General features: G+C 32.0%; 12 protein-coding genes. 3 read left to right on the top strand and 9 right to left on the bottom strand.

Going from position 1 to position 13,093, the window contains the following annotated elements; translation table 11 throughout:
* Nucleotides 1-233: 233 nt before the first annotated feature.
* A complete protein-coding gene (locus Q4Q40_RS00565) occupies nt 234-548 on the bottom strand; it encodes a hypothetical protein (RefSeq protein WP_303299723.1) in 315 nt (104 codons plus the stop codon).
* 472 nt (nt 549-1,020) lie between these two features.
* On the opposite strand from Q4Q40_RS00565, the gene Q4Q40_RS00560 reads away from it, so the two are divergent.
* Nucleotides 1,021-1,356: a hypothetical protein gene (locus Q4Q40_RS00560; RefSeq protein WP_303299722.1), complete on the top strand. Its 336-nt coding sequence runs from the start codon at nt 1,021-1,023 to the stop codon at nt 1,354-1,356.
* Between the two features lies 1 nt (nt 1,357).
* A complete protein-coding gene (locus Q4Q40_RS00555; RefSeq protein WP_303299721.1) occupies nt 1,358-1,624 on the top strand; it encodes a sigma factor in 267 nt (88 codons plus the stop codon).
* 376 nt (nt 1,625-2,000) lie between these two features.
* On the opposite strand, the gene Q4Q40_RS00550 is transcribed toward Q4Q40_RS00555, so the two are convergent.
* The 8 genes from Q4Q40_RS00550 to Q4Q40_RS00515 all read right to left on the bottom strand — a co-directional run bounded on the left by Q4Q40_RS00550 (nt 2,001) and on the right by Q4Q40_RS00515 (nt 9,921).
* Nucleotides 2,001-3,212 (bottom strand): hypothetical protein, encoded by a 1,212-nt coding sequence (locus tag Q4Q40_RS00550; protein ID WP_303299720.1) that lies wholly within the window; start codon nt 3,210-3,212, stop codon nt 2,001-2,003.
* Between the two features lie 112 nt (nt 3,213-3,324).
* The gene (locus tag Q4Q40_RS00545) at nt 3,325-4,095 is read right to left on the bottom strand and encodes an outer membrane lipoprotein-sorting protein (protein ID WP_303299719.1); all 771 of its coding nucleotides are present in this window, start codon (nt 4,093-4,095) and stop codon (nt 3,325-3,327) included.
* Between the two features lie 107 nt (nt 4,096-4,202).
* Nucleotides 4,203-6,581 carry an efflux RND transporter permease subunit gene (locus tag Q4Q40_RS00540; protein ID WP_303299718.1) on the bottom strand — a complete coding sequence of 793 codons (2,379 nt, stop codon included), beginning with the start codon at nt 6,579-6,581 and terminating at the stop codon, nt 4,203-4,205.
* Between the two features lie 168 nt (nt 6,582-6,749).
* Complete coding sequence (locus Q4Q40_RS00535) at nt 6,750-7,343, bottom strand: TetR/AcrR family transcriptional regulator (RefSeq protein WP_303299717.1); 594 nt, start codon at nt 7,341-7,343, stop codon at nt 6,750-6,752.
* Between the two features lie 304 nt (nt 7,344-7,647).
* On the bottom strand, nt 7,648-8,034 hold the full coding sequence (locus Q4Q40_RS00530; protein ID WP_303299716.1) for a cupredoxin domain-containing protein: 387 nt from the start codon (nt 8,032-8,034) through the stop codon (nt 7,648-7,650).
* A 94-nt stretch (nt 8,035-8,128) separates the two neighbouring features.
* A complete protein-coding gene (locus Q4Q40_RS00525; protein ID WP_303299715.1) occupies nt 8,129-8,680 on the bottom strand; it encodes a carboxymuconolactone decarboxylase family protein in 552 nt (183 codons plus the stop codon).
* A gap of 132 nt (nt 8,681-8,812) precedes the next feature.
* On the bottom strand, nt 8,813-8,980 hold the full coding sequence (locus tag Q4Q40_RS00520) for a hypothetical protein (protein WP_303299714.1): 168 nt from the start codon (nt 8,978-8,980) through the stop codon (nt 8,813-8,815).
* 92 nt (nt 8,981-9,072) lie between these two features.
* Entirely contained in the window at nt 9,073-9,921 is an 849-nt protein-coding gene (locus Q4Q40_RS00515; RefSeq protein WP_303299713.1) for a helix-turn-helix domain-containing protein, read from the bottom strand.
* A 611-nt stretch (nt 9,922-10,532) separates the two neighbouring features.
* Between Q4Q40_RS00515 and Q4Q40_RS00510 the strand changes: the two genes are divergently transcribed.
* Nucleotides 10,533-12,965 carry a carbohydrate-binding protein gene (locus tag Q4Q40_RS00510; RefSeq protein WP_303299712.1) on the top strand — a complete coding sequence of 811 codons (2,433 nt, stop codon included), beginning with the start codon at nt 10,533-10,535 and terminating at the stop codon, nt 12,963-12,965.
* Nucleotides 12,966-13,093: the final 128 nt, after the last annotated feature.

Below are 13,093 nucleotides of genomic sequence, written 5' to 3'. Positions count from 1 at the left end.
ATTTAAGATTTTTATATAAAAAATTGTTGTCTAGCCAAGACTACAAAAACTAGTTTGAACAATTAATTTTAAATCAATTACGCAAGTTTTATAAAAAAATATCGGGCTTCTCTTTTTTCTTATTCTTAACGCCATTAGCTAGAAAAGTTAGCAGTAGCGAACATACTATGCCAGAGCGGGAATTTTTGTTTTGTATGTTGTTTAGAAGGTTTAAAGCATCTACAAATTAACCTCTATAGGGGTATGTCTACACCATATTTTTTTTCAAATTCTTCAAAAAGATCTCTCAAAGAATATCTTTCATATCTACAGATATTATAGATAGTAGCCATTGGTATATCATAACCTTTAGAACTCTTTAGCTTACTGAGAGTAGAAGAAGACAATCCACACGAACTTGCGTATTTATTTTGCGAAATCACGTTCCCATCTTGGTCATGAAATGTTTGCAAAAATTTATTAGTAATGAAATTGCACAAATATCTATTTACTAAAGTATTTGCTTTATTTAATTCATCTTTACTTTTTTTACCCTTTTGCTTACTCATTTAGTATATACAATTCACTCAAATCAAGTGAATAATAAAAAACTAACTGTTCGTGTTAGCGAATGATTGCTTTTTTTTCTATATTAGCTCCTGAAATACATATTTTTGCAATTCTTCTTTTAAAATATTGAAGCAATTGCTTTGAATCTTGTGCTAGAAAACTGGTAATTTTATAGGAACGAGATGATAAGTAAGATGCTCGCGTCCTTGGGCGTGGGCTCGCTTATTGTTCCTCGGTAACCAGTACCTCTAGTGCATTAAGTTGAGTTCCACGCCTTTTTTGTTTCCACGCACAAAAGGTTTTATGGGGTATTTATCTTGTTTTAGTCAGCTTGAATTAATATCCAGATCTTACTAGATACTGAAATACTTGAAAATTCAGAACTAGTAAGTTCCATTTACAATTTTGAGTGTTCCCGATGTAAAATCGGGAGCCTCAAAATTAAGTTTTCCTAACCTTAAAATTTTATTTATGACAGAAACAGAAACCAAAGAATTACCGTACGATTATTTACTCCCTCGTTATATTAATATAGCCTTAATAACTTCGTTAATCGAAGAATCACACTTAACCAGCGCCGTTAAAGAGCATTGTAAAATGGGATTAAAGATTATTGCTCTTATCTGTGCTGATTTTGCTTATAAGACAGAGCGTACTCCCTTAATAGGTAAAGAATTTGATGCCTTTTTTAAATTATTTCCTCAAGCCTATTTTAGCAATCGGGAATTAATCTCTACAGATCTGATTATTAAAAGCATTCAATTATGTATTAGTACAGAAGATCTGGTACATATAAACTGTGAGTAATATGACCACCAAAGAAGATAGAAATGAATTAACGTTAGAAGATTATAAGACCCTTTTTGAGGGCTTGTATCCGCAACTTTGTGAGTTAGCATATAAATATCTTAATGATTTGGAATGCTCAAAAGATCTCGTTGAAGAAGTATTTGTTAATGTATGGGAAGATGGAATTGTTTTTGAAAATGAAAACCATACTACAAGTTATTTTTATAAGGCTGTGAAGAATACATGTCTTAATTATCTAAAAAATAAAACCCAAACATTCAAATGAACGGTTGGGCTTTGGGTTTTATGATATAAAGAGAGATTCTTCAACTCCGACAATTGTCGGAATGTTCTGAATGACACTAACCTTTTGAACAAAATGAGACCACCATGTTTAAGACACGAATTGCACAAATTTACACGAATAGAATCTCAATGTAGTTGAGACCTCTATGCCTAACATTAACACAAATCAGACTTTCAGTCTGTCATAACTTGAAAGCTGCCGGTAGGCAGGAAAATTCGTGAAATTAGTGTCTCCCTTTTTATATAGTATTATTTTTTAAGCATATCTATAGTATTAATATTTGTGGATACACCGTAGCTTCCCGACAGGCAGGCTTCGCAATGACATCCGAATGATACTTTTTGATCCCTTTTTATTAAAAATACTTAGAAATACTAAATCTTAAAAAACTATCTTCTCTAAAATTAGATAATATAAATTCGTTGACATCAATATTACTAAAAATTCTAGCTTCTACTTCTGCCGTCCAACTACTTCCAAAACGTCTGGTAGCTTCGATACTAAATATTTTACTACTGGATTCTAAATCTGAAATCCCGCCAATTAAAATGGATGTGTCTTGCGTATCGTTAAAAGCTATTCTACTTCCAAAAAACACATCATTTTGTAAAGCATTTAAGGCCAACTCATCACGTTCATCATAAAGATACTCTCCCAGTAACCCAATATCTAAACCATTACCATCAATATTACTAAAGGTAAATTCTAAACCTGCTACCATAGCAAAGAAATCTTGTGCTTTAGCCGATCTGTAAATAGATTCCAGTTTCCAAAGAAATGCATTATGAGTGATCTGTAAATCTAAACCTGTTTGATTTATTACTGGATAAAATGCATTAATATTACCTAATTGATCGAAAGTAAATAAGGGTTCTCTTCCGTTTCCATAAAAATGAGTCAGTCCCACATCAAAAGCTCCAAAATAGTGTTTCCACCTAAAAGCTACATCTTGTCGCCATTCTTCAGCAGCACTTTCATATGTTAAATCATCTTTATCAATAACGAGAGGGAATCTTAAACGCCCTTTTTCTCCCGAAAATGTTCGCTTTCTATGATATGGTAAATAAAAGAAATCAAAACTACCTATTTTATTGGTTGTATAGGTAAACTGAACCATGGGTTGGCCTAATTTATCTTCACCATCAAAAGACTCTACAGCATCGGTTTGATTTATAATGTCTACCAAATGGTTGCTTTCTGCTACACCCCAATATACTTTTTTAAGTCCTATGTTTAATTCCCATTTATTTTTAGCTTTTTGATAATACAATTCTCTTATATCCCAATGTGTCCGTTCGTCGTCCACATCTAATCTAAAAAAACCAGTAACATTAAGCGTCTCATATCCTTTATTCCAATTTATTGAATATTCTGGCGTAAAGGCTATAGAGGGAAAATGTTGTTTTTGGTTATTAAATGCTGCGTCATCATAAAAATATCTGTATTCTGCTTCTATTTCTAATTCGAAATCTTGATTACTTTTCTTTTCTTCATCTTGAGCATTCAAACTATTAAAACTCAAAAAAAGAATTAAAATAATGCCATTAAATATTATTTTTTTATTCATTCTGCTTAATTAAAAAAGCAACACCAAAAGACTATTATTCCTAATTTTGATAACCTACTAACAAAGAACGTTTAGGAACGTTAGCCTATGGTATTGCTTTACTCGAGTTAGTCTAACCTCCGATTCTTTGTAATGCCGCTTGCGTAAAATCTTCTTCTGAAAGATCTACATCAAAATTATAGTCGCTAAACTCTAATATGGTTTCTTTATTACTTTGGTGATTTTTCATAGTAAATGTACCCGCTCTCCAAAATTTGTTTTTGTATGTTTTATAATTACTATAAAGCAATGTTTTTAATAAGGCATTTTTTCTGTCGTAAAACTCAACCTTTTCAAAACGGTATCCTTTATCTTTATTATAGGTCACTAAACGTCTGGTATATCCAGATTTTGGATCTACAGGATCTTGCTCAACAACTACAAGACTTCCTTTTGCCTCAATAAATTTATAGGTGTATTTTTCAACCTCTTGCGATGATAGGTCTTCATAAGCAAATTCACTACCTACAAAAGGCCCTGATTTGTTATTAGATGAAATTCTTTTTACGCGCTTAATGGATGGTAAAAACAACCATTGATCGTCTGAACCTACCTTATGCGTAAATGTTAATGTGGAAGTTCCTTTTACATCTTTAGGACTATTAAAAACAATGAGTGATTTGTCGCCATCTTCTGTAAGCTCTAATGTTTTTGTAGTAAGCGAACGCTCACTGGTCTGACCATTTTTATTTTTAAGGGTCATTTTTAAATTTACTGTAGAACTATTAAAGCCTAAATCTGCTTGTTCTGCTGCCTTAGCAATTTGTAATCCGAGTTCTTCTGGCGTTTGTGCTTGTATTCCTAAGGTGATTAATACGGTTAGTATAAAAACTATTTTTTTCATTTTTCTATGTTTGTTATTGAAGTGGTTTAAACTTTTTCGATTGAAGCGAGAAATAGCTATTTTATGGTCAATTGAAAAAAGTTTAAATCACTTCATTATTAATTAATTTATTTATCGAAAGCGACTTGTGTTGCTTCTATATTTTTAACTGTGACTACTTCTTTTTTACTTGTAAGGATTAGCAAGGATGGTAGTAAGATGAAATCTATTATTAATGCTGCTAAAATGATGATCACAGTAATTCTTGCCATATAACTATTTAATGCAAATGATGATGTAGAGAGTACTGCGAAACCTGCCAATAAAACAATGGTTGTTGTTACAAGGGCTTTACCAACAGTTTCAAAAGCATATACCACGGCTTGTTTGGCATCGTAACCTAACTCGCGTCTGGCTCTTAAAAACTTACTCATAAAATGGACGGTATCGTCTACTATGATACCTAATGTCATCCCGAAAACAATTACCATTCCTGTGTTTATTTGTGCTTTATATAGTGCCCAAATACCGAAACCAACTAAAACTGGTGTTACATTAGGGATGATACTTAATAAGCCTAATTTGAAATTTTTTAAGGCTAACATCAACACTAAAGAAATTAAGATAAGTGCTATAATGTTTCCTGTAAGCATACTTTCTGCTTGCCTGAATCCTAATTTAGAAAACATCAATGTTGGACTTACTCCAATGGCATGCATGGCTTCTGGCGTATTATGTCGCAACCAATCTTCTCCTTTTTTTGAAAAAGCGATCATATCGGCACTTGTAATATTATCAACGGTTACTGTAACACGTGTTTCAGATTTATCTACATTAATTTGATTGTTTAAATCTAAACCGAAGGGTAGAGACAGTTCGTAAAGTAATAAATACTGGGCGGCTTCATCTCTATTATCTGGAACGCGATAATAACTTTCATTATCACCATGCATCGATCTATTTACACGCCGTGCGACTTCACTAAAAGCGTTTACATGTATCACTTCTGGTTGTTCGTTAAGCCAATCTTCAAAAGCATTTAAACCTTTAAGATATTCGGGATTATTGATGCCGCCACTTTCTCCACTTCCTATGGAGTATTCAATATTATAAATACCTGTAAGGTTATCTCTTATATAATCGGTATCTGTTCTAAATGCAACCGTTTCATCAAAATAATTTACAAACTCATCATTAAAGGTGTTTTTTGTAGCGAGAAATGTTAAGCCTCCAATAACTAAAACAGAGATGATTGTTAATCTTACGGGTTGCTTTATTACATAATTCCCCAGACTGGCGTACCAGTCTTTACGCACTTTGGTTTCTTCTTTTTTAACTTTAGATTTAACTGGTAAAATAGCCATTAATGCTGGTAATGCCGTAGTCGAGTAAAGGAAGGCCATTCCCATACCAAAAGCTGTGATATTTCCTAGATCCCAAAACGGTGGAACATCACCAAAATTCATTGTTAAAAACCCTATAACTGTTGTTAAACTTGTAATAAATACGGGCATAAAATTTAGTCGCATAGCTTCTTTTAGTGCATCAACTTTATTGAGCCCATCTTTACGCATTTTTTGAAGCATGGTAACAAGTATATGAATACTATCTGCCACGGCTAACGTAAGAATCATGGTTGGAAATACAGATGATGGTGGTGTTAATTTAATACCCATTAAACCAACAAAACCTATAGCACTCATTATAGAAAGCAGTACGACAATTAAAGTAGCTAATGTGCTCCAAATATTTCTGGTTAAAATAAATGTGGTTATAATAACGATGATTAGCATAATCATAGTTAATCCCATATCATTCATTGAAGATTCAAAGAAGGCAGTATTCATTGGAATTAAACCAGAGGTATACACTTCAAAATTTGGATACTTTTCCTTAAAATCAGAAATCATATTTCGAACAAAGGGTGTCACTTCTCCAGGGATCTCATTTAAATCTATTCCTGGAAGCCTAACTGTTATATTTATAGCGGTAACACTCCCTTTTTCATTAAGAATTCTGTTAACAAGCAATGGTTCTTTTAAAGCTTTTTCTTTAATCTCTAAAATCTCTGCATCTGTTTTTAAAGACGAGTTATAAGATAGATCATCCACATATAGATCGTCTCCAACGGCGCTTGTATGTTGAAAATTAGTTACTGCATCTACTCTGGAAGAATAGGGGGTATTCCAAGATTCTGCGGTTAACTCTTCTATGGCAGTAAGGTTTTCTTTAGTGAAAATATTACCATTAGATGGAGACAAAACAATAATTACATTATCATCTTTTGTGTACTTATCCTGTAAAGCATCAAATGCTTCTAATTCTGGATTCGATTTACTGAAGAAAACATGATAGTCTCCATCAAATTCCATATTCCCTTGAGAACCTAATCCTATGGCTAATATTAGTGTTGCCAATAACACGGGCCATTTATACTTAATTACGAAATTGGCCCAACTTCTGGCAAAAACATTGGTGGCATTTCCTGCCCTTTTAAATGCATTCATTTTAGTGATTTTAGTAATTGACCAGTCGACTATATGTTTGTTATATCTAACTGATCGTGGTTAATAATTAATAGTTTGTATTTAAGACGTTTTATAAATTAATAAAGGGGACAAAAGTTTTATTTTTTTAATAGATGACCAGTCGTCTATTAAAATATCAAAAAAAAATTATATCAGTATTTCTTTAACCATAAGTATAAAATTGTCTATCGGTTCTGGGCTTTTCATTTCTTTCATACTAATCATAGATCCTTTTCCTGCATCTTCTATAAAAGAAGCTATAATTTCTGCTTTCATCGTATTTTTAATGTCTCCTACTTCTTGGGCTTCTTTAATTGTACTTGTAATTAATTCTAATACTTTTTGTTCTTTTACCAAAATAGCTGTTCTTATCTTTTCATTATGATCTGCCATTTCACTAGCAAGGTTACAAGCCATACAACCCATTTTACACTCCATTTCTCCTTTTAAAAGACTTGCTCTAAATTCATAAAAATTTATAAGACGTTGCTTTGGGTTTATAGATGTACCTTCTAAAAGTACTTTTGATTCTGCAAAATGCGCATTAAAGTACTTATCTATGGCCTTAACTGCAAAATCTTCTTTAGAGTCGAAATAAAAATAAAAAGATCCTTTTGGTACGTTGGCAGCCTTAACAATATCATTCACACTTGTACCATTATACCCTTTACTCCACAGGATCTCTATTCCCTTTTCTAAAAGGAAATCTGCTTTGGCATCATGTTTAACAGTTTTAAGCATAAATTAATAATTCGGTACAAAAATATGACCACTCGTCTAGTAAATCCAAATTTTAAATGTTAAAATTTATATAAACGTAAAAAAGCTGCCCATTTTGGACAGCTCTTTCCCTCTATTAATTAACCTAATACCAATTAGAATTTAAAATGATACAATCAGAATTCGAATTAGTTTTCGCTAATTCAAGGCGTAAAATATAAGAATAGCACTAGCCTATTGTTCTATTTTATAACGAAGAAGTAGTAGAGAAATAAACGAATTATTTGTGTTATTTTAGTTTTTAATTGGTATAAGAGACCACACACTACTTAACTACAAGTGTATATTGTGGTGTTGGGTTTAACGGACAGAAATAAACATATTCTCCTTTTGTTAACTTAGTAACATTTGTTTTTCCAACTTCACCGTCTTTAACGACTTCTGTTACATATGCTGTTTTAATATGGTTTTCTGGTTTACTAGCGTCTTTACCTTTAGCTACTAATACTAAACCTACTTCTTTGGCTGCGTGGTTGTTTGCTACTTCAAAAACATATTCTCCTTCGCTTATAGTTAAGCCTTTTTGAGTAAACTCACCTTTTGTTTGCTCTAAAGAGATAGTCTTTACAGCCTTTTTCATCATTTTGTCTTGTGCATTGGTATTTAATGTGAATGCTAATGCGATTACTAAAATTGAAATTACTTTTTTCATTGTTTTTTGTTTTTATGTCCCCTCGAACGCAGTCGAGAGGTTATTAAATAGTTATTGATTAAAAGGTCTCAACTGCGCTCGACCTAACATTATTTTAGCTATATAGCACTCCTTCTAATGGTTGTGCTACTGGAAAATCTACTGGGACTTGTGTTGTTTTGTGTACGTAATTAGAAATTGTTTTATCTCCAATTAAAGAAATAGTGTCAATTAAGTTTCCTTTTGTATATCCTGCATTGAAGAAGTTTTCTAAAACAGCGTCATCTGTTTTTCCTCTATTTTCTGTTATGTTTTTAGCTAACTGTGCTAAAGCGTTTAGTTTAGTATCAAACGGTGCATAACCAGCTCTTAATTCTAAAATTTGTTCGTCTGTAAAACCATTCATTTTTCCAATAGCTGTGTGTGCAGATAAGCAATAAACACATTGGTTTACTTCACTTACGGCTAAATTAACAACCTCTTTTTCTTTTGTCGATAAGGATGTTTTTGCATTCGAAAAATTTAAATAATTTTCTAATGCTGTATCACTATGCGCATAGGTTGCATAAATATTTGGTACAAAACCTAATGCTTTGTTTAAATTATCGAAAATAGCTTGATTGTTTTCGCTTACTTCTTCTCTTTTTGGTACATTAAATGTGCTCATTATCTTAATTTTTTAATTATTATTGTTTTTTAAATTTTGTTGTTTGTAATTCTGGTACAAAGTTGCAACCATATAAAAAGTTACACCATGTAAGTTCTTCCTTTGTAGTTGTCTATTTTTCCCTTATCTTTTTTAAGACATTATATTAGTGTCTATATAAGGTCTTTCGGCATCACAATAAAAATCATAGATATGATTCTGTTCGCAATGCGTTTTAGGGCTAATAGTATTAAGAGTCTTTTTTCTATTATGTCTAAATATTTCAATTAAATTGAAAATGGATATATGCTTTAATTTCATAACGTTTTGATGTTTTAATTATACACTACAAAGATGCATTACAACAAGGTGTTATAAAATGAATGGATTTCCCTAAAACTTGTCAATTTTTCCTAAGAAGCAGATTTAAGCTGTTTTTTAAATTCTGAAGGTGAAAAAGAAGTGTGTTTTTTAAACAGTCGGCTTAAATGTGAAGCGTCTTCAAAGCCAATTTCGAAAGCAATTTCTTTAGCTGTTTTATCGGTGTAGACTAATAGTCGTTTTGATTCAAGAATAAGACGTTCGTGAATTATTCTTAGCGGACTCGTATTTAATTTGGCAAACGTATTGGATAATGTTTTTGGAGATTTAAAGAGCTTTTCTGCATAAAAACTCACACTGTGCTCTTTTCTAAAATAAGATTCTACTAATACATTAAAGTTTCTAAGTAATTCTGTTTTCGAATCTTTAGAGACTGGTGTTGTTTCTATAGTATCTTTAGCTTTAAGTATACGTGTGCTTTTAATAATGAATCGAGCCATAAGCATGCGCAGCATTTCTGCTTGAATAGTGTCTTTAGTCTCTAACTCATCAACAAAGACCTCATGTAGAATATTAAACTTCTTCTGTTCTTTTTCATTTAAATGAATAAGAGGAATATGGTCATTTCCAAAAAATAATAAACCTGCGCAACCCACTTCTTGATCGTGGTCTTTAATACAATAAAATTCTCTATTAAAGAAATATACATTTAATTTCTCACCTTCTATAAATTGAAGGTATTGAACTTCTGTTAACGCTAAAATACTGTGGGGTTTTAGTGTTAAAGGCATACTATCTACTATAAGTTCTGCCTTAGAATTACTAGTCCAAATAAATGCATACACTCCTAATTGTTTAGAGGTTTTATAAGGTGTAAGTAGTGATTCATCACCTACTTTTAAAATAGCATTTGTAGAAAATTCGGAAAATGAATGTGTCATGATTACTAGGTCTCAATTAAAGTCATAACATTACAATCAAGTTCAAAGGAATAATTAAAAACTTAAAGTTGAAAGGCATTAATACCTGCAAGTTTAAATAGATTTTCAGCTTTAGTTAATACTGTGTGACCTGTGCTGAACGAATCTGAAGTAGGTCGAAGTACTACCATTGACGTGTTTTACAAACACCTTATTTTTAATCGTTTAACATTCATAGCAAAGCGAAGAATCTTTATAATTAATTTCTAAAGATTCTTCAGTCGTACCTTCCTGTCTGCCGATCAGGTAGGATTCTGAATAACACCCCAATTACGACATTTCTTCCGCTAGTTAAAATTGTTATCTGGTGCCTCAATGTATCATTTGGATTTAAGTTTTTAATACTCAGAACAATAAGATTACTGTTAGATCAAACTATCATTAAATACATAAATTACTATGTAAGTAAAGTTATCTGGTTATTATAATCCTTTAAATACAAAAAAATGAATCATAAGTTATAGTTATTGACCTAATTTTTATACAAAATATTCTTATTAAATCGGATATTTATTATAAGATTTTCATGAAAAAATTAAAAAAGTATGAATCAAAATAATAAATAATAAGTTATGTATAAATTTAATTTTAAAAATCAAAAATGGTCTTTTATGATGATTACCATTATTATATCTTCATTTTATATAGGTAATGCACAAACACAAGTATTCGTTAATTCCTTATCGGAGTTCCGTTCAGCTGTACAAAATAGTAATCAACAAATTGTTTTACAAGCGGGTGATTACTATTTAGAAGATTTACCCAGTGAATTAAGGGTAATTACTTGCTCTGGTTCTAATAACATAATTGATATGAAAGGGGCACGAATTAACACTTTAGTTGGCTCAATTAGAGAAAGTTACTTTCATGTATCTGGTAACAATAACATAGTTAAAAATGGAGCTATTGAAGATTATTATGCCAGTGGTTTAACAGAGGTTACAGATTATAGTGCTTATAATAATGATCCTGCGCTTGCATATGGATTAAGAGGTGCTGCAGTTATGCGTATTTCTGGAAATTACAACCAAATAATAGATTTCGAATTAATTATTAGAGGTTCTTACCCCTACGGTTATGGAAGTATTTATGGAATTGGCTCAGACAAAACTTTTTTCCATAGTAAACGTTGTGGTTTAGTGATCAATGGTCTTGAGGGTGGTGGAAATGGAAACACTTTAGATCGTATAACAATGTATCAAAATGCATTTGGGCATGGTATTTTCATACAAAATGGAGCAGATAACAACCTAATTAAAAACTGTTATGTTGAAGGAAGAATGAGACCTAGTGCAGACCTATATAATGACACCAATACTTACGATTACCCTTACCGCAGTAATTATCAAATTGCTGCACCGGGCACTCCTTTTGCAATGCCTTTCGAATCTCCTATTCCAATTCCTACGGATGTTATGTACCCACTTTCCGAAGATGGTATTCGTTCATATGGGGGTACAGGAGCCGTAACTGTAGAAAATTGCACAGTAAAGCATATGCGAGGAGGTATTCGTACTTATTTAGCATCAAGTGCTACGGTGACAAACTGTACATCAATAGGCAATGGCTTAACTAACTATAATGTTAATAATGGCGGAAAAGTTATTAAATCAAAAGGCGATTTCTCTTTTGCTCCTATAATGGACGTTCCTTTAAATCGTTCAGGTCAAGATATAGAACTAACTATTATGCCATCACCTGATGCAATAGGTCCACATAATATAGCAAATATTGACGGGAATAATCATAATATTGTTTTTCACCGTACAGAGGGTCCTATTGATAACAAAGAGAATCGAGCTATTGTAATATCAGGTAATAATTCAACTATTGTAAACGAAACCGAATATGCTATTGTTCTTGAGTCTGGAACTTCTGGTAACACAATAACAAGCTGTGGACCCGTAACAGACAATGGTAGTAACAGTGTAACGCATACATCAAACTGCTTTAATTATAATTATGATATTGGACTTATTCAAGCAGAAGGTTACAATGATATGAGTGGTGTGCAAGCAGAAACATGTGCAGATATAGGTGGAGGTCTGAACATAGGATACATTCACACTGGAGATTGGATGGAATATGAAGTAGTAGTCCCTTATTCTGGAAACTATACTATTAATTATAGAGTTGCAAGTAAAAATGGTGGCGGATCAGTTCAATTTAAAGAAAATGGAACAACAAAAGCAACTACAAATATTGCTTCCACTGGAAATTGGCAAAATTGGACAACACTATCTACATCTGTATCATTGTCTGCTGGTACTCAAACCATTCAACTTTATGCTGCTTCAGGAGGGTGGAATATTAACTGGTTTGAAATCGTTTCTGATGATAACTGTGCATCATCCTCTACTATTCAAGCAGAAAACTTTAATAGCATGTCGGGTATTGTAGATGAAGGTGCCAATATAGGACATATACATAATGGAGATTGGACTATGTATAGTAATGTTGACTTAACATGTGCCTCTAATATTAGTGTAAGGGCTTCTAGTAGAAATAACAGTGGAAATATTGAAGTGAGATTGGGAAGTACTACAGGTACATTAATTGGTACTGTTGCTATATCTACCACTGGTAACTGGAATACATGGGAAACAAGTAGTACTAGTTTAAGTAGCGTAACAGGAACTCATGATGTTTATCTAGTATTTACTGGAGGTACTAGCTACTTATTTAACATAGATTGGTTTGAGTTTAGTAACAACTCTAATGCTAAGGCTGCAAGTACAAAGACATCTATAGAACCTCAATCATCTTTAGAAAATAATATTATGATATCTCCTAACCCTATAAACAATCTATTAACTGTTCATCATTTAAACTCAAACTATAAAGAATTAATGGTTTTTAATTTTAACGGATCTATGGTGATTCATGAAAAAATTAATGGTAAAGAAAAAAAGGAGATTAACACTAGTCGTTTGTCACAAGGATTGTATTTCCTTAAACTGATAGGAGTAGAATCATCAAAAACATTGAAGTTTATAAAGAATTAAAATCTAAAAAAAAGCGCAGGTGTAATTCATCATAATAAAGAATTACACCTAACTAAACTTTTTTATTGTATATGATTTTGACAATTACACCAATGGGAATCTTTGTCATGTCTTCTGGTTGTTCAACC

Origin of the sequence: Flavivirga jejuensis (assembly GCF_030540765.1) — a bacterium.
GTDB classification, from domain to species: Bacteria; Bacteroidota; Bacteroidia; order Flavobacteriales; family Flavobacteriaceae; genus Flavivirga; species Flavivirga jejuensis.
This window is presented reverse-complemented; position numbering and strand designations above follow the sequence as displayed.